The organism is Wolbachia endosymbiont of Armadillidium vulgare str. wVulC (assembly GCF_001027565.1).
GTDB lineage: Bacteria > Pseudomonadota > Alphaproteobacteria > Rickettsiales > Anaplasmataceae > Wolbachia.
In genome coordinates, this window is the sequence record NZ_ALWU01000001.1 from 302,989 (window position 1) to 327,439 (window position 24,451).

A 24,451-nucleotide genomic window follows, 5' to 3' on the forward strand; every position below is an offset into this window, starting at 1 on the left:
TGGTTAATCCGAGTAGGAAGGTAAAGGGGTAAAAGTATGGCAACAAAAAAATATGAACCAGAGTTAAAAGCAAAGATAGCTTTGGAAGCAATAAAAAATCAAAAAAGCACATCTGAGATATGTAGTGAATATAAAATACCATCAACAAATCTATATGATTGGCGTGATAGAGTATTGGCAAGGTTAAAAGACCTATTTGTTGAAGAAAGTGAAAGTGCGAGAAAACAAAGAATCTTAGCGCAAGAAATAGAAAGTTTACATAAAGTAATAGGAGAATTGACAGTGGAAAATAGTTATTTGAAAAAAAAATTACTGAAATAAGCAAAAAAGATAGAGTAAGGTTTATAGAAAAAGATTCTGATCTGTCAATTAGGAAACAGGCTGATTTATTGGGGATTTGCAGATCTAGCCTATATTATAGGCCTATAATTAATAACGAAAGTGAAGTAGCAAATTTGATTCAATTGGCTTCTGATTGCCGTTATGGATATCGTAAAATTACTGCTGAAATCATAGCGAGTGGAGTAGTAGTCAATCACAAAAAAATCTTAAGAATTATGAAAAAAATGAAGATTAGTGGGCTGTATTGTAGAAAAAGATGTAATACAAGTATTAAAGAAAAAAAAGCATAAAATATATCCTTATTTACTCAAAGATTTGATTATTTGCAGAGTTAATCAGGTATGGGCTACTGATATAACATATATTATGGTAGAAGGTAAGTTTGTCTATTTTGTGGCAATAATGGACTTGTATAGTCGCTATATTATTGCTCATTCATTATCACCATATCTCGATGCTGGATTTTGCCTTTATACTCTCAAAGAAGCTCTAAAACAAGGTAAACCTGAGATTTTTAATAGTGATCAAGGGATGCAGTTTACTAGCTACAACTTTATTATGGAATTAGAGCGTGCTAATATTAAAATCAGTATGGACCATAAAGGACGTTGCTTCGACAATATATTTGTTGAGCGCTTATGGAGAACTTTAAAGCAAGAAGCTATATATTATTATAGACCAAATAGTATCAGAGATTTGAATCTTATAATAAATGATTTTGTTGCTTGGTATAACTATAGAAGGCGACATCAGACTCTACATTATAAAGTTCCTGCTGATCTTTATTATCATAAACAGTAAATGAATATGTTGATAAATACTTTAAATGTGTGTCGACGTATTTATCAACATATTCATTTTAAAAATCGGATCACTTTGAAAAAAATGGTCTAGACAAATGGGTGCACTATAGACAGATGGGTACCAAAAATGGGAATGGCTCGAGAAATTGGTGTACAAAAGGTTACAAGAAGAATTAGCAAAACTAGAAGTAAGCGTGAATGAAGAAAAGACAAAAGTAATCAACCTAAAGAAGGGAGGAACGTTCAACTTTCTAGGATTCGACTTCCGAGAGAAAATCACAAGACAAGGAAAGTGGAGTGTATAAATAACACCAACGATGAAAGCACGGACAAATTTGCTTCAGAGACTGAAGGAGGTATTTCGTGGACAAAAATCGCAACCGATAGGGAAGGTGATAAAAATCATCAATCCAATATTGAGAGGGTGGACAAACTACTTTAGAATTGGGAACTCAAGTCGAAGCTTCAACTACGTTAAACAATGGGTAGAAAAGAAAACAAGACGCAACTTAATGAGATCCAGGAAAATGCGAAAAGGATTTGGCTGGAAGAGGTGGAGTAAGGAATGGATAGATAAACTTGGTCTGTATTCAGACTATAGAATACGATACTATGAACCGAAAGCACAACCAGTACAATATGTTATAAACTTTGGTAAGAATCTGCTAGGAAAGCGTAGTGCGGATGCTGCGTTTGACGAGGCGGGAGCTGGAAACGTAAATATGGGAATTTTGGATTGAGGTCCTCAACGAAAGCGATGGAATAACCACCAAACCCTAAAGGAGGCGCGCCAGCTCTCGACCCTACTCTCTATTACTTCATTAATAAAATGAAAAATATTTCCTCTTTCTTGGAGAAATTTGTTATATTCTACCTTGGTTACTGACTCTCATTTTTTGTGACATATTTATCCTTAAGCGGTTAAATGGCTATTTTATAATGAATTTTGTCAGTAATCGCTATTTTTTTCCTGCTATGCAACAAAGCCCACTGGAATCCAGATTATTTACCTATGGTTAAGCCATAGGATGACAAAAGAGCAAACTTTACCTATGTGAGCCATAGACGCAAATTACAACAAACGCAGTAGCGTAATCTCCATCGTCACTTAGAGAAAGATGAATTATGTGGTCTTTGGAGATAAAATCCTTGCTAACGGTAAGATACGGCTTTCCTTTTACACCACTGTATATTTCTATATCTTTCATTATAATCCCCTGGCTGAATCCAGTGCCTAGAGCTTTAACAAAAGCTTCTTTTGCTGCAAAGCGTTTAGCAAAATACTTTGCTCGCATTTCGTGACTACTATACTTTCTACTTAGTCCTATTTCTTTTTTGGTATAGACTTTATTGAGAAATTTCCCCCCGTATTTTTGTAATATTCTCAATACCCTTGGTATATATACTATGTCAGTACCTATTCCATATATCATTTTGCACTAAAGCGATTTATTGCTTCTTCAACTTGTATTTCCTCTACCTCTCCAGTTGTTCTATTTTTTACTTCAACTGTATTTTCACTTACTACTTTTTTTCCAACAATTATTTGCCATGGCAAGCCTATCAGATCCATTTTAGCAAATTTTACTCCTGCACTTTCTTCCGTATCATCGTAAAGCACTTTATCGCTTTTCAAAGTTTTATATATCTTATCTGCAGCGTTTATACACTCTGCTACTTTCGTTTGTAAATTGATCAAACCAACTCTAAAAGGAGCTACTGACTCTGGCCAGATAATTCCTTTATCATCATGGAAAGCTTCTATTATCGCCCCAACAAGCCTTGAAACTCCAATACCATACGAACCCATATGCATATTGACATTTTTTCCACCCTGCACAGTAACTTTTGCATTCATTGATTTTGAGTACTTATCTCCAAAATAAAAAATATGTCCTATTTCAATACCCTTACTAACATTTAACCGTTCTTGCGGTATAGGACATATTTTAGGATCGTGCATATCGTCTGCAACTGCATATATACTCTTCAGACTTTCAATATCTTCGCTTTCTAGTAATTCAAAAAGTTTATTGTCATAATATAAGATGCTCTCACCGGTGCTTGCCAATATATGAAATTCATGACTTAAATTTCCTCCAATTGGCCCAGTGTCCGCTTTCACTCCAATTGGAGTAAGGCCCATACGTTTGAAGATTTTTATGTAAGTTTTATACATCAAATTATATGAATTCAGTGCACCTTCGTAATCTACATCGAAGCTATACGCATCCTTCATCAAAAATTCCCTGCCTCTCATCACACCATAACGTGGCCTTACTTCATCACGGAATTTCCACTGAATTTGATATAAACAAAGTGGCAAATCTTTGTAACTTTTTACCGTATTTCTAATCAAATCAGTTGCTACCTCCTCATGCGTTGGACCAAAAAGCATATCGCTTTCATGCCTATCCTTAATACGCAGCATTTCTTTACCGTAATCATCATAACGGCCTGACTCTCGCCAAAGACTTGCCGGCTGCACACAAGGCATTAACACTTCAATCGCACCAATTTCATCTCTGATAATGTTTTCAATATTTTTAAGTACCAAAAGACCGAGTGGCAGCCAAGAATAAATGCCAGACGCTGTCTGCTTGATTAAGCCCGCACGTAACATATATTGATGAGAAGCAATTTCAGCACCAGCCGGGATCTCTTTCAAAGTTGGTAGGTAATATTTAGATAAGCGCATTTAATGAATCTGATTGCATTAAGCAATCTTAATACAATCAGACCTGTAGGTAAACTTATTTTAAGAAGAGTATACTAACTTGCTCTTGCCTCGATCTATGACACTTTGAACTTGGTATTTGTCTGCTTTTCTACCAAAAATTTCAATCTTTTGACTAATCGAAGAAGATGGTTTTTGCACCTCACTATATAATGCACCCCATAAACTAGACCAAAAAAAAATGGTTAATCCGAGTAGGAAGGTAAAGGGGTAAAAGTATGGCAACAAAAAAATATGAACCAGAGTTAAAAGCAAAGATAGCTTTGGAAGCAATAAAAAATCAAAAAAGCACATCTGAGATATGTAGTGAATATAAAATACCATCAACAAATCTATATGATTGGCGTGATAGAGTATTGGCAAGGTTAAAAGACCTATTTGTTGAAGAAAGTGAAAGTGCGAGAAAACAAAGAATCTTAGCGCAAGAAATAGAAAGTTTACATAAAGTAATAGGAGAATTGACAGTGGAAAATAGTTATTTGAAAAAAAAATTACTGAAATAAGCAAAAAAGATAGAGTAAGGTTTATAGAAAAAGATTCTGATCTGTCAATTAGGAAACAGGCTGATTTATTGGGGATTTGCAGATCTAGCCTATATTATAGGCCTATAATTAATAACGAAAGTGAAGTAGCAAATTTGATTCAATTGGCTTCTGATTGCCGTTATGGATATCGTAAAATTACTGCTGAAATCATAGCGAGTGGAGTAGTAGTCAATCACAAAAAAATCTTAAGAATTATGAAAAAAATGAAGATTAGTGGGCTGTATTGTAGAAAAAGATGTAATACAAGTATTAAAGAAAAAAAGCATAAAATATATCCTTATTTACTCAAAGATTTGATTATTTGCAGAGTTAATCAGGTATGGGCTACTGATATAACATATATTATGGTAGAAGGTAAGTTTGTCTATTTTGTGGCAATAATGGACTTGTATAGTCGCTATATTATTGCTCATTCATTATCACCATATCTCGATGCTGGATTTTGCCTTTATACTCTCAAAGAAGCTCTAAAACAAGGTAAACCTGAGATTTTTAATAGTGATCAAGGGATGCAGTTTACTAGCTACAACTTTATTATGGAATTAGAGCGTGCTAATATTAAAATCAGTATGGACCATAAAGGACGTTGCTTCGACAATATATTTGTTGAGCGCTTATGGAGAACTTTAAAGCAAGAAGCTATATATTATTATAGACCAAATAGTATCAGAGATTTGAATCTTATAATAAATGATTTTGTTGCTTGGTATAACTATAGAAGGCGACATCAGACTCTACATTATAAAGTTCCTGCTGATCTTTATTATCATAAACAGTAAATGAATATGTTGATAAATACTTTAAATGTGTGTCGACGTATTTATCAACATATTCATTTTAAAAATCGGATCACTTTGAAAAAAATGGTCTAGACAAATGGGTGCACTATACTATTCACTGGGTCAACATTATTTGCTTGTGCTGCAGGAGAAGCTTCAGATTTCGTTTGTAAACTAGCAGGCTTAGGTGGTACCTGTGGCTTTCCTGCCTTTGGTGCAGAGAAATGTAACGGAGATGTGGGTTTAGATTGTACATTATTATCAGATCCATAACCACTTTCGGAAGTGTCTGCCCCTCCTTTTTTGTCTGGTTGGGAAGTTTGAGGTGTTGCACACTCATTTTCATCATTGCTCCAATTCTGTTCATACTCTTCACTACTACTGCTCGATACACTATTACTACGACTACGTAACTGGAGTTGAGGAATTATATCTGACATACTGGCATATATCGTTGACTGTCGCACGTTATTCTTTTGCTTTCCACTAATCACTTCCCTTCGATTCTTAAGTGTTTTCTCCAAATCACCTGTAAAACCTTCATTTTTTTCTCGTTGCTTAGGCGAAGTATTTCTAGTATCTTTATTCTCGTTTTCTAACTTCTTTAACCTCTTCTCCTCCCTCTTGTCACGCTCTTCCTTGCTCATAAGTTTTTTTCCTTTTTTTATTTCTGCAATTAGAGAACCATCGTCAGGTTTATCTACAGGATCACCAGCCTTCTTCGGTGCATCATTCTTAGGTTGCTCCGTACGCTTGGAAGCTGGAGGAAGCGGAGGAGGAGGAGGCGGCGGCGGAGCAGGACTGTATGGCAATGGAGGAAGCGGCGGTGGAGTAGATGATACACCATTTGGCAGAGAAGAAACAGGTAACGTATTAGGTGCTGTAGGAACATTTGTTACTGTCTGCATTTCTGCAGCATTGTCGTTATTTTTTTGTTGCTGTTCCTCAGGAACTTTACACTTTTCATTTCCTCCTAATTCATTATCAGGCTTTTTCTTACTCAGATCTATTTTCCTCTCACTGTTTACAGCAGAAACAAACAAGTTGATAAGATGTGCAGCTGAACTCAACATAACCAATGCAGAAACAGAAGCAATGACTGTGAAAAGTACTGGAACTGCAATAGCACTTAATGTTGCTGAAATCGCAAGATAAGTGTATATTCCAGCTGTAACACTAGATATACATAGCAATAAAGTAGCAATTGAATATTTTAAGGCAGTTGCCTTACTCACTGCCATTAAGTTAAGGGAAAGTGATGGACTGTATTGTAAAATCAGGTAAGATCCACAAATTAAAAGAAGTAATGACATGAGTAAAAAAAAGAATAATCATGTTTATAAAAAATAAATTGATGAGTTTAAACTTTATAAACGCACACAGAGCATCCTCAAAAGACTTCTCACGAAAAAGAAAGCTGCCCTTCATTAATGTATTTCTCCTGATTTTTAGAAAGAGTGTAAAGTCATTACAAGTAATGCTTAATGAGTTTGTTCTGCATACAAGAAAAGATTACACAATTACGGCAAGTGCATTTACTCAAGCAAGAAAGAAGTATAGTGCACCCATTTGTCTAGACCATTTTTTTCAAAGTGATCCGATTTTTAAAATGAATATGTTGATAAATACGTCGACACACATTTAAAGTATTTATCAACATATTCATTTACTGTTTATGATAATAAAGATCAGCAGGAACTTTATAATGTAGAGTCTGATGTCGCCTTCTATAGTTATACCAAGCAACAAAATCATTTATTATAAGATTCAAATCTCTGATACTATTTGGTCTATAATAATATATAGCTTCTTGCTTTAAAGTTCTCCATAAGCGCTCAACAAATATATTGTCGAAGCAACGTCCTTTATGGTCCATACTGATTTTAATATTAGCACGCTCTAATTCCATAATAAAGTTGTAGCTAGTAAACTGCATCCCTTGATCACTATTAAAAATCTCAGGTTTACCTTGTTTTAGAGCTTCTTTGAGAGTATAAAGGCAAAATCCAGCATCGAGATATGGTGATAATGAATGAGCAATAATATAGCGACTATACAAGTCCATTATTGCCACAAAATAGACAAACTTACCTTCTACCATAATATATGTTATATCAGTAGCCCATACCTGATTAACTCTGCAAATAATCAAATCTTTGAGTAAATAAGGATATATTTTATGCTTTTTTTTCTTTAATACTTGTATTACATCTTTTTCTACAATACAGCCCACTAATCTTCATTTTTTTCATAATTCTTAAGATTTTTTTGTGATTGACTACTACTCCACTCGCTATGATTTCAGCAGTAATTTTACGATATCCATAACGGCAATCAGAAGCCAATTGAATCAAATTTGCTACTTCACTTTCGTTATTAATTATAGGCCTATAATATAGGCTAGATCTGCAAATCCCCAATAAATCAGCCTGTTTCCTAATTGACAGATCAGAATCTTTTTCTATAAACCTTACTCTATCTTTTTTGCTTATTTCAGTAATTTTTTTTTCAAATAACTATTTTCCACTGTCAATTCTCCTATTACTTTATGTAAACTTTCTATTTCTTGCGCTAAGATTCTTTGTTTTCTCGCACTTTCACTTTCTTCAACAAATAGGTCTTTTAACCTTGCCAATACTCTATCACGCCAATCATATAGATTTGTTGATGGTATTTTATATTCACTACATATCTCAGATGTGCTTTTTTGATTTTTTATTGCTTCCAAAGCTATCTTTGCTTTTAACTCTGGTTCATATTTTTTTGTTGCCATACTTTTACCCCTTTACCTTCCTACTCGGATTAACCATTTTTTTTTGGTCTAGTTTATGGGGTGCATTATAAACTGCAGGAACCAGTCGATTTGATGAAAAGCGAGATAAGCAAGAGGCTAATCCTCAAGCTTTAGAGTAGCGATGCAAATCACTGGGGCGCGTAGTAGTGAAGAAGTGGTTGTAATGACCATGGAGCAAAGGGGTTGAACTAGTTGATTTTAGTAAATCATTCAACTTGAAGGAGGATGAAAATGATTGAAAGAACAAAGCCTTTTAACATACCAAAATCTCTAGTGTTTTTGGCTTATAAAAGAGTTAAAGAAAACAGAGGAGGAGCAGGTATTGATAATTGAAAAGTTTGATCAAGACTTAAGCAAGAACCTTTACAAGCTATGGAATAGGCTATCATCCGGTAGTTATTTTCCACCTGCAGTGAAGGCTTGTGATATAACTAAGGCAGATGGAGGGACAAGGACACTTGGAATACCAACTGTCTCGGATCGTATAGCACAGGAAGTTGTAAGAAGTGTTTTAGAACCAGAACTTGAGAAGGCATTTGATGAAGATTCATATGGTTATAGGCCAAATAAATCAGCATTAGATGCCATAGGACAAACCAGGAAGCGATACCAAAATTGGTTAATAGAGTTTGACATCAAGGGAATGTTTGACAACATAGACCACAATCTACTGATGAAAGCAGTCAGAAGACACACTACAAACAAATGGGTTATCTTATACATACAAAGATGGCTAAGTGCAGATATGCAACTTGAAGATGGAACAAAGATAAAGCGTCTCGGCGGAGTGCCGCAGGGAGGTGTAATTACCCCGCCAACAATGTTGCAAAAAACGTAAAATTAGAGAAAAGCATTTCTCGAAAACTTCTATGTCCAAAAACAAGAGTGCCATTTATTTATAGTGCCAACAATCAATTAACCATCAGTTTCAATGAATGATATGAACATATTATTTCAAGGAAAGTTCATGGGGAATAAGAGATTAGCTATACGGATTAGCTGTAGCTATGAAACTAACCAGTTGGCAGAAAAGTATTTGTTAGATGCTTATGAAAAAGCCGTGTCAAAGCAAGTAAGCCAAAAAAATTTAAAACATAAAAATGGGATTCAAGGAGGATCAAATGGTAACAGTGAGTTTATATGCAAGAGTTTCTTCAGGGAAACAAGCACAAGAAAATACAATAGCAAGTCAAGTTGCAGCTTTAGAGAAGCAAATTAGTACGGATGGGTACAAGTGAGTATAAATTTATTGACAATGGCTACAGTGTTAGTCCGTCCTGATCTAGAAAAATTACGTGATAAAGTAACAGAAGGTAAAATTGATAGATTCATTCACCTGATCGCTTATCTAGGAAATATGCATATCAAATTTGAAGAATTTGAGAAAGCAGGAGCAGAAACGGTTTTCTTAAATTATGAGATTAACAATAATCCAGAATCTCAGTTACTGTTACAAATGCAAGGTATGATAGCAGAATATGAACGAGCGAAAATTATGGAACGAAGTCGTCGCGGAAAGATTTACGCAGCTAATAAAGGTTGTGTAAGCGTAATGGGAGGAGCTCCTTATGGTTATCGTTATATAGATAAATATATGGGAGGAGGACAAGCTTTATTTGAAATAAACGAAGAAGAAGCTAATGTTGTTAGGAAAGTATTTTTGTGGGTAGGAAGAGAAAGTTGGGGAAGTGTGTCGTCGGCTAAACACTATGTCTATTATAACACGAACAGGAAAAAAGTGCTGGGATAGAAGTGTGATTTGGGGTATGTTAAAAAACCCTGCTTACAAAGGACAAGCAGCTTTTGGTAAAACAAAAGTAGGTACAACATATCAGACCACAGAAACATTCTTGTGAACAACCGAAAGATAATTACTCTACCTATTCTGTTGAAAAAGCAAACTGGATTTATGTTAAAGTGCCAAATATAGTGGACGAAGATGTATTTGATATAGCTCAAGAACAATTAGCTGAAAATAGAAAAATAGCAAGGACAAGAGAAAGAGGAGCAAAACATTCACTACAAGTATGTAAGCGTTGTCGTTATGCATATTACGGAAGTCCTGTAAGAAATAAGCGAGGAGAAAAAATTGATCATTATGCTTATTATCATTGTATAGGTAGAGATTCTTACCGTTTTGGTGGTAATAAAATTTGTGATAATAAACACATTCGTACAGATGCATTAGAAACAGCCGTGTGGGAAGAGGTTAAGCATTTATTGAAAAATCCAAATAGGGTTTTAGAAGAATACAGGCGTAGACTTTCAGAGCTTAAAAAATCATCATGGGATCAAAAAAGCGATTTACTAGAGAAACAAGAAAATAAATTAAAACGTGGTATTGCTAGACTTATTGATAGTTATGCTCAATAATCAAGAAGAATTTGAACCACGAATTAAAGCAATGAAACAAAGTTTAAAAACAATTGAAGAGGAGAAGAAAAGGATATTCGATCAAAAGAAATTAAAACAGGAATTAACTTTGGTTGTAACCAATTTAGAAGACTTTTCTTCCAATATTACATCAAACCTTGATAACGCAGGCTGGCTAACTAAACGTGATATTATTAGAACGTTAGTCAAGAGAATTGAAATTAACCTTGAGGACGTAAATGTGGTATTTCGTGTAAAAGAGCTACCAAACTCTCCTGGAAATAATCGAGAAGAAAAGAAAAATTTGCAACATTGTTGGCGGGGTAGTTAGTCCTATCTTAAGCAATCTATTCATGCACTACAGCTTTGATGCATGGATGAGAAGAGAATATCCAAGTGTAAAGTGGGCAAGATATGCTGATGATGGTGTTATACATTGTGTACCAAGCACAACTAATTTTAACTCAACTTGAACAGAGACTGAAGATTTGCAAATTGGAAGTAAAGCATACAAAGACCAAAATTATCTACTGTCAAGATGGAAAACGAATGGATAATCATGAGAATGTGTCATTTACATTTCTTGGATATGAATTTCGAAAAAGACTTGTACGAAATAGAAAAGATAGTAGTCTGTTTGTAAGTTTTACTCCAACTGTAAGTAAAGAAAGCCTGAACAAGATGAAGAAAGAAATTAGAAGCTGGAAATTTGCTAGAAGAACAAACTTGGAAATAGAAGATATATCACGAATATGTAATCCAATCCTGAGAGGGTGGTTTAACTATTACGGGAAGCATCATATAACTGCACTAGATAGCATAATAAGAATGTTTAATAGGAAACTCAGAAAGTGGTTGCAGACAAAGTACAAGAAGCTGAATAGGCATAAGACCAAAGCAGCTAAGTTACTAGAAAGAATCGCAAAGAGTAGACCAAATCTTTTTGTGCACTGGAAATTAAGTATAGGATTAGGGCAATGACTAGTGGGAGCCTTATGAGGCAAGAGTCTCGCGTAGGGTTCTGCGAGGGGCCAGGAGGGAAGTTCTCCTGGTCTACTCTCCTGACTTCCTCTCTACTTTTTCTGGGTAAGGTCAGTTTTTCATATTAAACCATTTTTAATTAATTAGTAGTAGATTAGCTAATTTAACTAGAGGAATAGTCATATGAGTAAAAAAACATTAGCAGTTATAGCACTTGCTTTATTGTTGTCACAACAATCCTTTGCAAGTGAAGCAGAAGGGTTTTACTTTGGTGGTGGATATTACGGTCAATATTTGAACTTTGGTGAGTTAAAAGCAAAAATTGGAGGTCAAGATGCTACAAGCGCTAATATGGTGTCTATAAATGATAGGAATTCTCAGGACACAAAAGGTCAGCTACTAAGTAAGTATAAAGGAGATTATAATCCACCTTTTGCTGCAAGTGTAGCATTTGGTTACACAGGAGAACTGGGTAATAATATCTATAGAGCTGAATTGGAAGGGATGTATTCTTCTGTAAAAGTGGATAATATTGGTTTAACAAGCGGCCAAATGACAATATCGTACATGAAAAGTGGAGATAAATATGGATCAATTATTAATCATGACCAAATTGAAAACGCATCTATAATGGCAAACGTTTATCATTATTGGAAAAGCGACCGTCTCTCTTTTTCTCCTTACTTTGGTATTGGAGTTGGTGGAACAAGAATGACGATGTTTGAAAAAACGTCAATAAGACCTGCAGGTCAATTCAAAGCTGGCCTTGATTATCGCATAAACGAAGATGTAAATATACATATTGGATATAGAGGTTTTGGTGTTATTGGTAGCAGTGATTACACACCAAAAACCTTAAAGTTAAATCCTAACTTTAATAATGATCCAGGCAAGCAAAAAGCTAAAATGGTTGAACAAGTAGGTGATAATAAAGTGTCTACTACCATACAGAACGGCTTTTTTCACACACACGGTATAGAGGCTGGTCTTACTTTCCATTTTGCCAGCAAAGCTTAACTCTTATAGAGACATTTTCTTGGTAGCACGTCTGCGTCACACTACTACGGCCGCTGACTAGTAGCAGAGTCAGCGTTCTCGTCACCCGAGTGGCTTCTTTCCTGTCACTCAGGTTCTTCTTTCTAAGTTCCAACGTCACGCACTGGAACGACAATAAAGAGCATATGATCATGCAAGAAGTCTACTTTTTATTCTTAATCAACTCTAAGGCTTTTTTCAGATCTATACTTTCAATATCTATATCTTTGCCCAAAGCAACGTTTGTTTTACCGCATTTTATATAGAATCCGTACCTACCGTTGCAGATAAAAACTTCTTTTCCCTTTTCATTAAAACCAAGAGATTTTAGCTCTTTGCGTGGGCTGCTCTCAATAATTTGTATAGCTTCGTTTAATTGTGTGTCTAATACCTCCTTAGAGCTTTTTTTAAGAGAAAAGTATCGACCATCATAGAGAATATAGTACCCAAATCGTCCAAGACCTATTTTTACTTCCTTTCCAGTTTCTGGGTGTTCTCCGATTATTTTCGGAAGGGAAAGTAATCGAGTGGCGGTATTTAGATCAATATCATTAACATTTATATCTTTTGGTACAGAAATCTTTTTTTTCTTTTCTGACTCACTATTAAACTCCAGATAAAGTCCAAAAGGACCTTTTTTGATCATTACCTCTTGGCCTGTCACATCATCTATACCCAAACTTTTTGGATATTCTGAATTGTCATTACTGCCCGTAATTTCTTTTGTATGATTGCATGCAGGATAGTTAGAACATCCAAGAAACACACCGGCTTTTCCAAAATTTAATTTCAATATACCACCAGAGCAATTAGGACATTTTTTACCTATTTCTTCTTTTCCTTTCTCTGAACAAAACCAATCAACTACTAAGTCAGTAATACCACTAAAAATCTCATCATGTGTCATTTGCTTAACAGAATTTACATGATTAAAAAATGGCACCCAAAAATAGCCTAGTTCTTTTTTCCAATCTGCATGTCCATTTGAGATTGAATCAAGCCTTTCTTCCATTTGCGCTGTAAAGTCATACTCTACACAACGCTGAAAAAAAGTTTCCAAAAATATAGTAACGATTTTACCTCGGCTGCTTGGAATAAATCTTTTGTTATCCAATGAAACATACTCACGATCTTGTAATACCGAAATAATTGTTGCATAAGTTGATGGGCGACCTATACCGATTTCTTCCATTTTTTTAACAATACTTGCTTCACTATAACGAGGTGGCGGTTGAGTGAAATGCTGTTTTGGCTCAACTGAAATCAGCTTACACGCTTCCCCTTCCTTCATGGCAGGTAGCAGGCCTTCATTTTCGGCTTCCATGTTATCTTGATAGACTTTATAAAAACCATCAAAGAATATACTTGATCCACTTGCTCGCAGAATCACTTTCTGATCAGTAGAACTAATTTCAACTACCACTTGATCAAGAATCGCCGATTCCATTTGACTTGCAATGGTTCTTTTCCAGATTAAATCGTACAATTTAAATTGCTCTGGTGTTAAGTAATCCTTAATACTACCCGGCGTTCTATTGATATCAGTTGGACGAATTGCTTCATGTGCTTCTTGAGCATTTTTGACCTTTTTTACATATTTACGAGGAGACTGCGGTAAATATTTATCACCATATAATGACTTAATTGACCCTCTAATTGAGTTTATAGCCTCATCTGCAATATGAAACCCATCTGTACGCATGTAAGTTATCAACCCTACAGTTTCACCGCCAATATCGATACCTTCATATAAATTTTGCGCTATGCGCATAACACTTTTCACGTTGAAATACAGTTTATTCACTGCATCTTGCTGAAGGCTTGAAGTAATAAATGGAGGAAGCGGGTTTCTCTTAACTTGCTTGCGTTCTACTGTGCTTACAGCATACTGCCTTGACTCAATCTCCCTGACTAAGTTCTTTGCTTCTTCTTCATTCTTAATATCAAATTTTTCTAGCTTTTTATTGTCATAGTGGCTTAGCATAGCAAAAAAAGCCTCATCTTTGCTATTTTGCATTTCTGCCTTTATGCTCCAATACTCCTGTGTTATAAATTTACTAATTTCATCTTCTCGTTCGCATATAAGCTTAAGTGCAACAGATTGCACTCGCCCTGCAGACTTGCTTCCTGATAACTTTGTCCATAAAAGTGGTGACAAATTAAACCCAACCAAGTAATCCAAAGCTCTTCGTGCTTGCTGTGCATGTACTAAGTCCATATTTATTTCGCGTGGATTTTTTATAGCTTCTTGCACGGCTCTTTTTGTTATCTCGTTAAAGACCACTCTGTAAATTTTGTTCTTATCATTGATAGCCTTCCTTTCCTTTAGCGCCTCTATCACATTCCAAGCTATTGCTTCTCCTTCTCTATCTGGATCGGTTGCAAGGTATATATCCGATGTTTTATTCGCTTCCTTGACTAACTCTTTTACATGCTTTTCTGCTTTTTCAATAATCTCATACTTTATGGCAAAATCATTATCCGGATCGACAGAACCGTTCTTCACTGGCAGATCTCTCACATGTCCAAAGGATGCAGCAACTTTGAACTCTTTACTCAAATATTTACCTATCGTCTTTGCCTTTGCCGGCGACTCAACTATCAATAATGCCATAATTATTAGTACTTAAAGGTAATATGTTGAAATATATAGAATAAAAAGTAAAAAAATATTTTAATAGGTCTTGTGAATTTTACGAACCGGGTTGTAGATCTTCTCCAGAAAACCCTTGGACGTTGCTATTTTCAAGTGACTTTGAAGGCTGATTACAATAATATATGGCAGCAGCAATCAGACAACAAATTGCTCCAACTGCTATTCCCACTGCTAACATTTCCAAATGAACTGCAATAGCTATTCCTAAAGCAACTCCAGCTATTCCAATAACCACACCACATCCAATACCTATTTTGCTATAAACACTTTGAGATTGTTTTGCTGGTTGATTTAAGTCTTTTATATTAGACTGTGTAAGTATTTGTGGTTGATCATCTTTTTCTAGTGCAAAATCTTTCATTATCTCAGTTTCAAATAATTCTTTAATTATAATTTTATATTCATCTTCTTTTGGTATACTTCTACCATAATTAACCAAGAGTTTTGTGATATTTGCAGTGAATTCTTGGTTAATCTTTGCTAAAATTTTTTGTTGTTCAAACGTAACTTTCTCAGGATCATCAACATCTATATGTTCTAAGTATAATAAGTGATTTTGCAGAACCTCTTTCGACTCTGGATTGTCTTCGACATATTGAATTAATTTCTTAGCTAAATTTTCTACAAATGGTGTAATGTTCTCTTCCGTAATAACATCTTTTTGTGCCTCCAGCTTTTGTTCTTCTTCTAAACAGCAATCATATTGTTTCACGATTTCCGAGCTAATTTCTTCTATACTACTAATAATCTGGGTCCATGTGCCTTGGATGCAGGCACTGCTATTTTCACCATAAGTTGTTGCTGCTATATATATTTGTTTTAGGAGAACAAACTCTTTTTGCTCTCTCCAGACTTTTTCTATATCTAAGCCACTGATTTCTTTAAACAACTTATCTACTTCTTTACCGTCATCTATACCATTTAATAATCCATGTAGTTCTGTTTTATTAAACTGTTCTTTATCGAGGATTACGCTATTTCCAAGTTTTTCTTTTACCTTAGATAATTTGTTCTTTACCAAATCTGGATTTTGTTCCATAAGAGCAATTAGCAACTCTTTTTTCTCTTTCAGTGGAACAGAAAAATTATCAATAAGTAGTTTTATATAACCTATAGATTCAGGTATAGTAATTTTTGCATCATCCCTTGCGTAATCATACTGCATCCTATTTGTAGGATATCCCTCGTCATATTCACCGTGGCAGTTCTTTTTTAAATACTGCCGTTTTAGTGCTTGCTCAGCTTTATCAATGACAGTCTTAATAAATTCTTCATCACCTGGTGTAGGATCAGTCTCACGTAATGTTTCTTTCATCACACTTCTTTTTTCATTATCAGTTAAACTAAGAAGCCTCAGTTTTATTGAATCATTCTGATTCTGATATCCTTTAAGTAATCTTATACTTTGTACGTAAATGGGATCATTCTGATATTGTTTAAGTAGTCCTATATTCCCTACGTAAGAAACTGCTGCTCGCTCTAACTGTTCTTTACTGGCTTCCATGGATTCAACTAGCTTCCTAGTAAAAAAATTTGTCCGTTTAACTATTGGACTTGCATGAACAGATTGACTATCTCGTGCAATACGTGCATCATCTCCTCTTCGATTCCTTTCTTGTTCAGGAATCATACCATGTTCAAACAAAAACTTTTGCATCTCAGGAGAATGAGTATAAAAATGAGATAGCGTGTGCCCTTGACTATCTTTTGAGTTGATTAAAAAGGGATATTTATCAGAATCATTCAGCAGAAGCTCAATTCTCTCTCTGTGATGATTTTGTCGCACAAGATCAAAGAACAAGCTCTTTGTAGTGTCTTCATCTAGCTTGCCAACATTACCGTTAGACTTTGCTCTTGCTTCAGACCATGATCTTTTTAGATACTCATAAAAACCTAGAAGGCTGTAGCTATCTACATAACCATCTATTTCAAGGTGGTTCTCAGATTCAGCTAGAGCTTTCATGCCCTTATTACCAATGGAATTCTCTTTAAGAGAAATTCTAACATTTTTTAGGCATAAAGATTCAGCTAAAGCTATTGCACCTTCATCACCAATTTTGTCGTAATGTAAACTAAGCTCAGTAAGATTTTTGAGCTTAGCTAAAGCTATTGCGCCTTCATAACCAACTTTGTTACTATTTGAATTAAGCCTTGTAATGTGTGTGTTACTTTGTAAGAAACTTATCAGTGCGCTTATGTATTCACTCATAGTTATGTTTGTGTGGTAATAGTAGTAAGATACTTCAAGGATATCGTCTTTGACATATTGATTAAAATCCATTTTTTCTCACTCAACACTATTATGTAAACATTCTACCCAGTATCTCAGCAACTGTCAATTTTGCTAACAAATTACGTGAAAGTTTGTAGAAAATACTGGACTCTGTAGCATTACAAAAAATCCAATTATTTTCTTGCATTACTCTCTGTCATCCAAGTAGCTAACACTGGTTCCTTTATGACGGCAGTGTGCCCTCTTCTTGTCATCCCAGCACCTTCTTCTGTCATTCCAGCGCGTGACGCTGGAATGGCTTTGTTGCATAGCAACTGAAAAAATCTGGTGGCTACTGACAAAATTCATTATAAAACAGCCATTTAACTGTTGAAGAAAAAATATGCCACAGAAAATGAAAGTCAGTAACCAAAACGAATATAACAAATTCCTTGAAAAAAGGGGGAATATTTTTCGTTACATCGATGAAGCTATCGAAAATTGGTATGAAAATAGTCCAAAATGCAGGGCGGCAACTATATTTATAGTGATAAAGTTGTGATTTTGGTGCATATAATCGTTAATCTTTTTAGAATTGGCTTAAGACAAACGGTAGGGTTTGTAAAAGGATATCTGCAACAAATAGGAAAAATTTGCAGCTATTCACAAGCATCAAAAAAAACTTAATATTAAGATAAATGATTGCAGGATTGATAAAAGCAACATGGAAAATATTGAAATTATCATAGATAGCACAAATTTACAGTAACACTCCTGGCCACAGTAAGGAAAACAGTGCAGATAGAAAGTACCGAAGCTACGAGCAAGTAAGAAAGTTACATGTTATGTTAAGTGTGAATAGTAAAAAAGCTATAGCTGCAAGATACAGTAATGGCGTCTACTCTGACCACTATGGAGCTTGCTTGAAGAAGTTAATTTTCAGCACAAAATAAAAGCATTATATGCAGATAGGGCATACGATAGGCACAAACTTTATAAATTGTATATGATATAAAGACAAAAGTTCTACCAAAAAAGGATGCAGCAGAACATTCAAAAATAGATTATATGTCTGACAGAAATGCTGCTATTAGGTTAATAAAATTATATGGACAAGATGGTGTAAAAGAGTGGAAAAAGGAAGCAATTTATGGAAAAAGATCTTACATAGAAGGATTTTTCTCAAGCAAGTATTTGTTTAGGAATAAATCTGAAGTAAATCGTGAAAAAGAATTACTAATTAAGTGCTATTTGCTCAACAAATTCACTGGTATTGGTATGGCTAAATTTGAAATCATTACATAAATTTGTCGTAAACCATCACTGCTTAAGGTGCTATGCAACAAAGCCCACTGGGATCTAGTTCTCTTTACAAATTCACCAAAAGTGTTTCATTCTATAACGCAAAACCCATATTCACAAAACCCAATGCATTACTTGCAGTTAAGTTTCCTAGATCCCAGTGGGCTTTGTTGCATCACTCAAGAGAAAAGAACTGGCAGTTACTGACGAAATTCACTATAAAACAGGCATTTAACCTACGAAAGAAAAATATGCCAACTAAAATGAAGATCAGTAACTGCCATGAATATAACAGATTTCTGCAAGAAAGAGGAAATATTTTTCATTTTATTAATGGAAAATTGGTACGAAAATAGCCCCAAAATGCGAGGTGGAAATTATATTTATAGTAATAAAGTTGTGATTTTAGTGCATATAGTCGCTAGTCTCTTTAGAATTGGCTTAAGACAAACGGTAGGGTTTATAAAAGGATATTTGCAGCAAGTAGGAAAGGGCTTAGCAGTCATTAGCTATTCGCAGGCTTCAAGAAGGTTTGGAGAGTAGACCGGCGGAGCTTCCCCACCAGTCTCTCGCAGAACTGTACGTAAACCTCTCAATTTATACAGCTCCCGTTATTCAGCCTTTTGATCCCAATCCTAGTGTCCAGTGATAGAAAATATTTGGAGACCTCTTTCTCACTTTTGCTAGAAATTACTTTGCTAGTCTTCCATGATTTCGAAGTTTCTTATATTTGGCTCTGACCCATCCTACTAGGTGCCACTCTACATTTCTGAGAGATGGATACATCTCTGATTTATAAAACCTGCCATAGCCAGCCTCGGACTATAGGATTTATTCTCTTTGATATTTTCTCTAGTGTTGTATATGTTTGCCTACGTATTTTCCATGACCTTATGGTTTGGTTGATCTTCTTCTTGGCTTTGTTGCTAATTGCAGGTAGAAATGAGACAAAATAGTTTCCTATTTTATTGTTCTTTGCCAGTCTAGGTCTGAACGTGTAACCCAGAAAGTCAAAGCTCTGTATTGGAAACTCATCTCTCCTATTGTCATCCTTACAGTACACTATTTGTGTCTTTTCAGGATGTAATTTTAGCTTAAACTCAGCCAATCTTTCTTCGATCTTGTCTTTTATAAATTTTGCCTGTTTCTGGGTTTTACAGTGCACCATTGCATCATCTACATATCTCTCAAACGGTATTGTTGGGTAGTTTTGCCTCATCCACATATCAAATGCATGATGCATAAATATGTTAGAAATGATTGGGCTTACAGAACCTCCTTGTGGAACTCCCTTATTCCTAACTACCTTACTGCCATCTGCTAGTTGAATCGGGGCTTTCATCCACCTTTCCACGTACAGTATGACCCACTTGCAATCTGTATGCTTCTTGATAGTTTGCAGTGCTAACACATGATCCAGATTGTCGAAAAATCCAGAAATATCAAGATCTATCGTCCAATCACTTCTCCAACATCTCTTACACGCTGTACTTACCGCATCCAGTGCAGACTTGTTTGGTCTATAACCATATGAATCTTCGTGAAATTCCGGCTCTACTAACGGTTCGAGATACATAGTAGCTGCTGTTTGCCCTATCCTGTCGAATACTGAAGGAACACATAAAGTTCTTTGTCCTCCTGTATCTTTTGGTATCGCAACAGCTTTTACTGATTCTGGTTCCGGATGACATCCGATTCCACAGTTTGTATAGATTATCTTTTAGATTTTCTTCAAACTTTGTTATCGAGACCTCATCTACACCTGCCGCACCTCTGTTTTTGGATACTTGTTTATAAGCTTTCCAAATCAGTTGCTTTGATATGTCAAAAGATTTTGTTTTATTCATTAACTCTTCCCTTTCGGTTGATAAATAATTAAAACTAAATCCCTTCGCTCCATTTCCATTACAAAAACTTCTTCACTACTACAAGCTAATCCGCCCCTGTTTTTCGCATCAGTACTCTCTTCCTTAGAGTTCAGCTCCTTGGACTTCTCCCTTATCATCGAAACGACAGGTTCCCGTAGTTCCACACAATAGCCTGAAACAGGTTCATGCCACCTATATGCCGGATGCCACCTACCCAGTAGACAAGTTCCCGATAGGCTTATCCCAAGTTACTTTTTCTCCCCTGGTTTTGACATCATCGCATTACCTTTCGACGTGTAATCAGTGGTTCACTTGCGTTCATCTCTCTATTTCACACATGACGCATAATTACGCCTTTTCCATAACGCTCACTACCTTACCAAAGCAGCTTATGGTTGTTTGAAGCCTGCTCTTGTAAACCGGCTCCGAGGGGTCCACCCTCATCTATTGTGCAGCTTTCGCACTTAGTTTGCTCTTTCCTGAACATTCCTTGTGTCTCTACGGCACACAAAAAGCTCAATATTAAGATCAATGATTGCAGAGTTGATAAAAACAATATGGAAGATATTGAAATTGCAATAGACAGTACAAATTTATAATAATACCCTTGGTCACAGTAAGGAAAATAGCGAAGATAGAAAGTATCGCAGTTATAAACAGGTAAGATGTAATATTGAGTATAAATAGTAAAAAAGCTATAGCTGCACAATATAGCAATGGTCAACCATTACGGTACTTGCTGACTTGATTTCAGCATGCTAAAAAGCATTATATGCAGACAGAGCCTATGATAGGCGCAAGCTTTATAAATTGTATATGATATAAAGACAAAAATTTTACCGAAAAATCGTGCAGCGGAGCATACAAAATTGGATTATATGGCTGAAAGGAATGCTGCCATTAGATTATGTGGTAAAGACGGTGTGAAAGAGTGGAAGCGGTTTATGGAAAAAGGTCATATATTGAAGGATTTTTTTCAAGCAAATATTTGTTTAGAAATAGATCTGAAGTAAATCGAGAAAAAGAGTTGCTAATAAAATGTTACTTACTCAATAAATTTACTGATATTGGCATGGCTAAGTTTGAGGTAGTTTCATGAATTTATTATGCTTTACCCACTATCCGATAAGCGATGCAACAAAGCCCACTGGGATCCAGTTAAATTTACGAGTATAAAAGTAATGTTAAAATACAACGTTTCTGATGATCAGTGTCAAGCATTGGCTCGCTAAAATTACTTTAGCTATAAATATTAAGAAATTTACCAAATAGAAAAAAGGCAAAAGAATCCCCGAGTAGTGAGTTTTGACCCTATAATAATGTAAATTGGCATTGTAATAATGTGCTAACGCTTATTTAAAGCGCGTTTTGGCTGAATGTAGAAAAAATAAAAAAGACATGCAGCCGCTATAATTTTATGTAATTTGCCAATAAATATCTGAGTTTTTTACTGAATTTTGTTATTAAATCTGCAGAGATTAAAAACAAGGATAAACACTCTTATTATCATAATAAGGAGACTGATGAGGTTTGTAAAGTAACTTTTTCTGCTTTTATTGAATCCAACGCGCCGCTGTTATGCAAGGGTACTCTAATTATTAATTTATTGACTAATTGTGTTTTTTATTTCACTCTACATTAAAAAATTTACTCATGCATAACAGTAACATAAAAACTCAGAGAAAATACGAAATGGAGGATTTACCTAAGTTTTTTAAGGATAGATCCAAAGACATAAGTAAAGCATTTTCTAATGAAGTGCTGGAGATTAGCACCATTCGCTCAAAAAATGTTGCAAGTGATACACAAGAGTTTTCATTTAAGCTCAAGCTGCTAACAGAGGTAAACCCTAATGCAGTATTATCTCAAACAAAATATTTAATTGATTTTTTTATCTGCCTTTCTCGGAAGAAAAACTTCACAGCCAATATAAAAGTGCTAAAAGAAAGTGAAGAATTATACAATAACTACTATAAAACTAACAAAACTGTAGAAAAATTCATAAGTAATGCTCCAATTCAAATCCTTCTACAGGGCATAACGATAACGCTACAAACAAATGTTAAAAACATCAACCTCAATAGCTTGCAACAAATTGAGGCATCCTTGAATGAGCGGCTAAAACATATAGAAAAAGCCAAAAATGAGGAGCAAAATCAAGATACATTACAAGTAGAAGAAACTGAAAATAAAAACGAAAATGTGGTTAAAAAAGGGAACACGCAAGATAAACAAATTGTGCAAAGTTCATTTGGCTACAATATAGCAAGTAACAGAAAGCAAATTACACGTGCACCAGTAATCGTTGCTGCAATGCATGAAAATTTTTCCCAGCTTAGATCTCTTTTTCAGCCATTCAATTTTTTTAATGCAACACAATTTTTCTTTCAAAAACTACCAGAATTTCCTATAAAGAATAACAATATGCCATTAGGTATCATTCCAGCGCTTGACCAGGCAGAAAAAGAACCAGTGTCAGCTACTCAGACAACAGAGGATAGCACAAGAAATTTAGTGTCTCAAGAAACAGAGCGGGACATAGGTCAAACTAGGTCGCACACAGACTACTTTAAAGCTAACAGAAAAAAGAAGTCGAAAAAGCAGGCCAAAGAACTATCGGAAGAGGAAAAACAATCAATCATAAAACAAGTTCAACTTGATGCTAGAGTAGCTATGATAGATAATTTGGCTGAGCACAAGGGAAAAAAACTCGATGAAATATTCGTAGAAGTAGTAAGTGAATATAAAAATCAAGATTCAGATACATTTTACAATATTTTCAACTCAGTGTTTAATATTATTTATTTCCAAGATAAACAACTACATGAAATATTAGAGCCGAATGAGATATCAGAAGTGCTAAAGGTACTCAAAAGGCCACAACCTCCTAATAACTCACTTCTAGGTAAAGAATATTTAAAAAAGCAAGTAGATAGAAAAAAAGTGCAATTGCTCAAATTAGTTTCGGGCATTCCTATACAATCTTCTCCACAGCTTAGGAAGATTTCTCATGAAATTTTACCAAGCAAAGCTGTAGACCATTTACCAAAAACAAATGAAGCTAAAACTCGATTGCCTACTAATATTAGTCTCAAATCACCATTAAAAGCTATGTTTTCTTCGAAAGAGACTTATTTTTGTCTATTTTTAGTAGCAGCTTCTATATCAGCACTCTGCCTATGGCACTTGCCGCTGGGAAAAGTGTCAATTTTAAAGGAATTGGTGCCAACAGAAAAAAGGGAAAGTATCGGTCTAACATTAAACATAGGGTTACCAATATTAATTACACTGTGCGTTTTGAACCTGGCTTACTTTCTATATTCTGAATATTCTGTAGAATCTATTGAGCAGATAAGTAAAAAAGATCTTCCTTTGCGCACCTAACAAATAAGATCTTTTGTGATATAATTATTTATTTTATTGCATGTTTAAAGGAATTATCAAAGATATTGGCACTATAACTGATATCACTATCCACCCTAACTCTGATCAAATCTTCCATATTGAGACACAAAATTTATCCTCTATAAACAAAGGAGATTCAATAGCCTGCTCCGGAGTGTGTTTAACTGTTGTTGACACAATGAACGATGTATTCACAGTTCAAGCATCTCAAGAAACCATGAAGATTTCTAACTTAAATATGTGGAAAATAGGAAAAAAAATCAACCTAGAGCAAGCAATGAAACTGAGTGACAGTATTGATGGCCACCTAGTTCATGGTCATGTTGATGGAATAGTAAAAATCTTAGCAATTGAACGAAATTTAGATTCTCATGAAATCAAGCTATCGTGCCCACAAGAATTAATTAAATTTATTGCAAAAAAAGGTTCTGTAACGCTAGATGGGGTTTCTCTCACAGTAAATTCAGTTGTCAATCAAGAGTTCACTGTGAATATCATTCCCTACACATGGAAAAACACAACTTTTCAGCATAATAAAACAGGTAATTGCCTAAATTTAGAAGTTGATATGATTGCTCGGTACTTAAATCAACTGATGAAACATAAATACAATTAATTT

22 protein-coding genes and 8 pseudogenes are annotated in these 24,451 nt (G+C 35.0%); 20 read left to right on the forward strand and 10 right to left on the reverse strand.

What is annotated here, in order from left to right; genetic code table 11:
* Positions 1-36: 36 nt before the first annotated feature.
* The 5 genes and pseudogenes from wVul_RS08250 to wVul_RS09720 all read left to right on the forward strand — a co-directional run bounded on the left by wVul_RS08250 (position 37) and on the right by wVul_RS09720 (position 1,885).
* A pseudogene (locus tag wVul_RS08250) lies at positions 37-1,143 on the forward strand (IS3-like element ISWpi17 family transposase).
* A 151-nt stretch (positions 1,144-1,294) separates the two neighbouring features.
* Positions 1,295-1,450 carry a hypothetical protein gene (locus wVul_RS09705; RefSeq protein ID WP_238580352.1) on the forward strand — a complete coding sequence of 52 codons (156 nt, stop codon included), beginning with the start codon at positions 1,295-1,297 and terminating at the stop codon, positions 1,448-1,450.
* Complete coding sequence (locus wVul_RS09710) at positions 1,438-1,587, forward strand: hypothetical protein (RefSeq protein WP_238580379.1); 150 nt, start codon at positions 1,438-1,440, stop codon at positions 1,585-1,587. The genes wVul_RS09705 and wVul_RS09710 overlap by 13 nt, the downstream gene beginning before the upstream one ends.
* Positions 1,538-1,642 (forward strand): annotated as a pseudogene (locus wVul_RS09715) (group II intron maturase-specific domain-containing protein); the annotation flags it as partial. The gene wVul_RS09710 and the pseudogene wVul_RS09715, both read left to right, overlap by 50 nt.
* Before the next feature lie 15 nt (positions 1,643-1,657).
* Complete coding sequence (locus wVul_RS09720; RefSeq protein WP_238580380.1) at positions 1,658-1,885, forward strand: hypothetical protein; 228 nt, start codon at positions 1,658-1,660, stop codon at positions 1,883-1,885.
* Between the two features lie 53 nt (positions 1,886-1,938).
* On the opposite strand, the pseudogene wVul_RS10415 reads toward wVul_RS09720, so the two are convergent.
* From wVul_RS10415 to proS, 3 genes and pseudogenes are all read right to left on the reverse strand, one after another.
* A pseudogene (locus tag wVul_RS10415) lies at positions 1,939-2,050 on the reverse strand (IS5 family transposase); the annotation flags it as partial.
* Between the two features lie 141 nt (positions 2,051-2,191).
* Positions 2,192-2,578, reverse strand: a complete 387-nt coding sequence (locus wVul_RS01470; protein ID WP_047758864.1) for a holo-[acyl-carrier-protein] synthase — start codon at positions 2,576-2,578, stop codon at positions 2,192-2,194.
* A complete protein-coding gene (proS, locus tag wVul_RS01475; RefSeq protein WP_047758865.1) occupies positions 2,575-3,843 on the reverse strand; it encodes a proline--tRNA ligase in 1,269 nt (422 codons plus the stop codon). The genes wVul_RS01470 and proS overlap by 4 nt, the downstream gene beginning before the upstream one ends.
* Before the next feature lie 257 nt (positions 3,844-4,100).
* Here proS and wVul_RS08255 point away from each other — a divergent pair.
* A protein-coding gene (locus tag wVul_RS08255; protein WP_153295427.1) for an IS3-like element ISWpi17 family transposase occupies positions 4,101-5,206 on the forward strand; the annotation gives its coding sequence in 2 pieces (ribosomal slippage) (positions 4,101-4,374 and positions 4,374-5,206; 1,107 coding nt in all).
* A gap of 89 nt (positions 5,207-5,295) precedes the next feature.
* On the opposite strand, the gene wVul_RS01490 is transcribed toward wVul_RS08255, so the two are convergent.
* Complete coding sequence (locus wVul_RS01490; RefSeq protein ID WP_153295429.1) at positions 5,296-6,447, reverse strand: hypothetical protein; 1,152 nt, start codon at positions 6,445-6,447, stop codon at positions 5,296-5,298.
* A 92-nt stretch (positions 6,448-6,539) separates the two neighbouring features.
* Between wVul_RS01490 and wVul_RS01495 the strand changes: the two are divergent.
* A pseudogene (locus wVul_RS01495) lies at positions 6,540-6,761 on the forward strand (IS4-like element ISWpi18 family transposase); the annotation flags it as partial.
* A gap of 111 nt (positions 6,762-6,872) precedes the next feature.
* On the opposite strand, the pseudogene wVul_RS08260 reads toward wVul_RS01495, so the two are convergent.
* Positions 6,873-7,979: pseudogene (locus wVul_RS08260) on the reverse strand (IS3-like element ISWpi17 family transposase).
* Positions 7,980-8,322: 343 nt separating this feature from the next.
* Here wVul_RS08260 and wVul_RS01510 point away from each other — a divergent pair.
* The 8 genes from wVul_RS01510 to wVul_RS01530 all read left to right on the forward strand — a co-directional run bounded on the left by wVul_RS01510 (position 8,323) and on the right by wVul_RS01530 (position 12,371).
* A complete protein-coding gene (locus wVul_RS01510; RefSeq protein WP_202966467.1) occupies positions 8,323-8,838 on the forward strand; it encodes a reverse transcriptase domain-containing protein in 516 nt (171 codons plus the stop codon).
* Positions 8,839-9,100: 262 nt separating this feature from the next.
* Complete coding sequence (locus tag wVul_RS08265; RefSeq protein ID WP_153295389.1) at positions 9,101-9,238, forward strand: recombinase family protein; 138 nt, start codon at positions 9,101-9,103, stop codon at positions 9,236-9,238.
* Positions 9,239-9,255: 17 nt separating this feature from the next.
* On the forward strand, positions 9,256-9,750 hold the full coding sequence (locus wVul_RS08270) for a recombinase family protein (protein ID WP_161794180.1): 495 nt from the start codon (positions 9,256-9,258) through the stop codon (positions 9,748-9,750).
* Positions 9,710-9,856 (forward strand): recombinase family protein, encoded by a 147-nt coding sequence (locus tag wVul_RS10240; protein ID WP_153295385.1) that lies wholly within the window; start codon positions 9,710-9,712, stop codon positions 9,854-9,856. Before wVul_RS08270 ends, wVul_RS10240 begins: the two co-directional genes overlap by 41 nt.
* 61 nt (positions 9,857-9,917) lie before the next feature.
* The gene (locus wVul_RS08280) at positions 9,918-10,373 is read left to right on the forward strand and encodes a recombinase zinc ribbon domain-containing protein (RefSeq protein ID WP_161794179.1); all 456 of its coding nucleotides are present in this window, start codon (positions 9,918-9,920) and stop codon (positions 10,371-10,373) included.
* Entirely contained in the window at positions 10,363-10,704 is a 342-nt protein-coding gene (locus wVul_RS08285) for a hypothetical protein (RefSeq protein ID WP_153295381.1), read from the forward strand. The genes wVul_RS08280 and wVul_RS08285 overlap by 11 nt, the downstream gene beginning before the upstream one ends.
* A 218-nt stretch (positions 10,705-10,922) precedes the next feature.
* Positions 10,923-11,354 (forward strand): group II intron maturase-specific domain-containing protein, encoded by a 432-nt coding sequence (locus tag wVul_RS01525; protein WP_161794178.1) that lies wholly within the window; start codon positions 10,923-10,925, stop codon positions 11,352-11,354.
* A 183-nt stretch (positions 11,355-11,537) separates the two neighbouring features.
* The gene (locus tag wVul_RS01530; RefSeq protein ID WP_047758867.1) at positions 11,538-12,371 is read left to right on the forward strand and encodes a P44/Msp2 family outer membrane protein; all 834 of its coding nucleotides are present in this window, start codon (positions 11,538-11,540) and stop codon (positions 12,369-12,371) included.
* Between the two features lie 181 nt (positions 12,372-12,552).
* Here the strand turns inward: wVul_RS01530 and topA are convergent, their stop codons facing one another.
* From topA to wVul_RS08300, 3 genes are all read right to left on the reverse strand, one after another.
* Positions 12,553-15,003, reverse strand: coding sequence for a type I DNA topoisomerase (topA, locus tag wVul_RS01535; protein WP_047758868.1), 2,451 nt, complete (start codon positions 15,001-15,003; stop codon positions 12,553-12,555).
* 79 nt (positions 15,004-15,082) lie between these two features.
* Positions 15,083-17,326: a TomO hydrophobic C-terminal domain-containing protein gene (locus wVul_RS08295; protein ID WP_153295431.1), complete on the reverse strand. Its 2,244-nt coding sequence runs from the start codon at positions 17,324-17,326 to the stop codon at positions 15,083-15,085.
* A gap of 125 nt (positions 17,327-17,451) precedes the next feature.
* A complete protein-coding gene (locus wVul_RS08300; protein ID WP_153295434.1) occupies positions 17,452-17,619 on the reverse strand; it encodes a hypothetical protein in 168 nt (55 codons plus the stop codon).
* Between the two features lie 41 nt (positions 17,620-17,660).
* Here wVul_RS08300 and wVul_RS10420 point away from each other — a divergent pair.
* Positions 17,661-18,562 (forward strand): annotated as a pseudogene (locus tag wVul_RS10420) (transposase).
* A 248-nt stretch (positions 18,563-18,810) separates the two neighbouring features.
* Positions 18,811-19,093 (forward strand): annotated as a pseudogene (locus tag wVul_RS01555) (transposase); the annotation flags it as partial.
* A gap of 259 nt (positions 19,094-19,352) precedes the next feature.
* Here the strand turns inward: wVul_RS01555 and ltrA are convergent.
* A complete protein-coding gene (ltrA, locus tag wVul_RS01560) occupies positions 19,353-20,276 on the reverse strand; it encodes a group II intron reverse transcriptase/maturase (protein ID WP_338062139.1) in 924 nt (307 codons plus the stop codon).
* A gap of 129 nt (positions 20,277-20,405) precedes the next feature.
* The gene (locus tag wVul_RS01565; protein WP_238580355.1) at positions 20,406-20,564 is read right to left on the reverse strand and encodes a hypothetical protein; all 159 of its coding nucleotides are present in this window, start codon (positions 20,562-20,564) and stop codon (positions 20,406-20,408) included.
* A 360-nt stretch (positions 20,565-20,924) separates the two neighbouring features.
* On the opposite strand from wVul_RS01565, the pseudogene wVul_RS10425 reads away from it, so the two are divergent.
* The 3 genes and pseudogenes from wVul_RS10425 to wVul_RS01585 all read left to right on the forward strand — a co-directional run.
* Positions 20,925-21,526: pseudogene (locus wVul_RS10425) on the forward strand (transposase); the annotation flags it as partial.
* 554 nt (positions 21,527-22,080) lie between these two features.
* Positions 22,081-23,811: a hypothetical protein gene (locus tag wVul_RS01580; protein ID WP_047759087.1), complete on the forward strand. Its 1,731-nt coding sequence runs from the start codon at positions 22,081-22,083 to the stop codon at positions 23,809-23,811.
* Positions 23,812-23,851: 40 nt separating this feature from the next.
* The gene (locus wVul_RS01585; protein ID WP_047758871.1) at positions 23,852-24,448 is read left to right on the forward strand and encodes a riboflavin synthase; all 597 of its coding nucleotides are present in this window, start codon (positions 23,852-23,854) and stop codon (positions 24,446-24,448) included.
* Positions 24,449-24,451 lie beyond the last annotated feature (3 nt).